The sequence below is a fragment of the Mycobacterium sp. genome, from assembly GCF_050701675.1.
GTDB lineage: Bacteria > Actinomycetota > Actinomycetes > Mycobacteriales > Mycobacteriaceae > Mycobacterium.
Genome location: NZ_JBOGDD010000749.1, coordinates 1 through 1,597 on the forward strand (window position 1 = coordinate 1; position 1,597 = coordinate 1,597).

Here is a 1,597-nt window from a genome sequence, read left to right on the forward strand (position 1 = left end):
CCTGTCGCCTGAACCTCGTGAAAGTCATTGGTGGCCAACGCGCGTTGGTAGACGTGGAATGGTGCCTGCCCACCCTCGTCGGGGTTGGGGAAGACGTCGTGGATGACCAGCGCACCGCCAACCGACACCCAGCGGGCCCAGCCGTCGAAGTCCCGTTGCGCAGCCTCCTCGGTGTGACCGCCGTCGATGAACAAGAACTGCAAGGGCGTTCGCCACGATCGCGCGACCACGGACGACTTGCCGACCACGGCGACGACGTTGTCGTCGAGGGCCGCGGCGTCGAGGGTGTGGCGCAGCGTGGGCAGGGTGTCGAACAGGCCGGTGACGGTGTCGACCATCGAGGTGTCGTGGTACTCCCAGCCCGGCTGGTGTTCCTCGGAGCCGTGATGGTGGTCGATCGTGTACAGCACGCCACCGGTCTGCTGGGCCGCGGCGCCGAGCATCACCGTCGACTTCCCGCAGTACGTGCCGATCTCGACGCCGACGCCGTCCCGCAGATATGTCACTGCGGCGTCGTACAGCGCACGGCCCTCGTGGGCGGGCATGAACCCGATGACCTGCTCGGCGAGTTCGAAGAGGCGGGCGGCAGGGGCAGGCAACGCGGCCTCGGTGGTGCTCATGACGGCCAACTTACCGTTGCTGGTGCATGGCAGTTGTAGTAGCGTCCGGACATGTGTCCGATCCGGCCTTGGAGTCGACTCGGCGCCGTCTGACGGCAAAGCAGGCCGACACCGTCGAACGCCTGGGTAGAGCCGCAGTCGACCTCCTCAACCGGGACGGATTCGCCGGTCTGACCGTACGGCGCGTCGCCGCCGAGGCAGGCGTCGGAGCGGCCACGGCCTACACCTACTTCTCGTCGAAGGAACACCTGGTGGCCGAGGTGTTCTGGCGCAGGTTGGCAGCCTCCCCGCCGGCGCCGCACGAGTCCGACGACCGGGCCACCCGTGTGGTCGACGTGTTGCAGCACATCTCGTTACTCGTCGCCGACGAGCCCGAATTCGCCGGTGCGGTGACCAACGCGCTGCTGGGCAAGGATCCTGACGTCGAGGTGCTGCGGCAGCGGATCGGGGGCGACATCAGGGCGAGACTGACGACGGCGCTCGGGCCGGAGACCGACCCGGACGTCATCGACTCGCTGGAGATGTTGTATTCCGGCGCCCTGGTGCGCGCCGGAATGGGTTACGCGTCCTACCAGCAGATCGCGCAGCGGCTGGAGAAGTCGGCGCGTCTCATGCTGGGCTAGGCACCAGACCGAGGATGGCCCTGGCCGCGGTGACGGCGGGTTCGACGATGCCGCGCACGTCTTGGCCGTCCTCGACGAGAAGCGCTGTCAGTTCCCGCAATCCACCAAGCAGGATCAGCGCCAGCGGGCGGGTGATCGGCTCCAATCCGGCTTCTTGAAAGCCCGGGCTGACACTGATGCCGACAAGCATGTCCGTGAGTTGTTGCATTGCAAGGCGATTGAGCGGCCGGGCCAGATCGCCGAGCGCGGGCGCCTCACGAATCCAGCTCAGCGTGATCGCGGGCCGCGATTCGATGTGTTCCACGTAGGCGCCGACGGCGGCACGAACCTGTCGGTCGGGGGCAGTGTCGGGAT

The 1,597-nt window shown here is 67.3% G+C and carries 2 protein-coding genes and 1 pseudogene; 1 reads left to right on the plus strand and 2 read right to left on the minus strand.

Annotation, left to right across the window (positions count from 1 at the left end; translation table 11 throughout):
* The coding region (locus ACRDUX_RS22970; protein WP_526416833.1) for a class I SAM-dependent methyltransferase at positions 1-620 on the minus strand (620 nt) is incomplete at its 3' end.
* A 53-nt stretch (positions 621-673) separates the two neighbouring features.
* Here ACRDUX_RS22970 and ACRDUX_RS22975 point away from each other — a divergent pair.
* The gene (locus tag ACRDUX_RS22975; protein WP_526416835.1) at positions 674-1,243 is read left to right on the plus strand and encodes a TetR/AcrR family transcriptional regulator; all 570 of its coding nucleotides are present in this window, start codon (positions 674-676) and stop codon (positions 1,241-1,243) included.
* Here ACRDUX_RS22975 and ACRDUX_RS22980 read toward each other — a convergent pair.
* Positions 1,230-1,597 (minus strand): annotated as a pseudogene (locus ACRDUX_RS22980) (TetR/AcrR family transcriptional regulator); the annotation flags it as partial. The gene ACRDUX_RS22975 and the pseudogene ACRDUX_RS22980 overlap by 14 nt on opposite strands.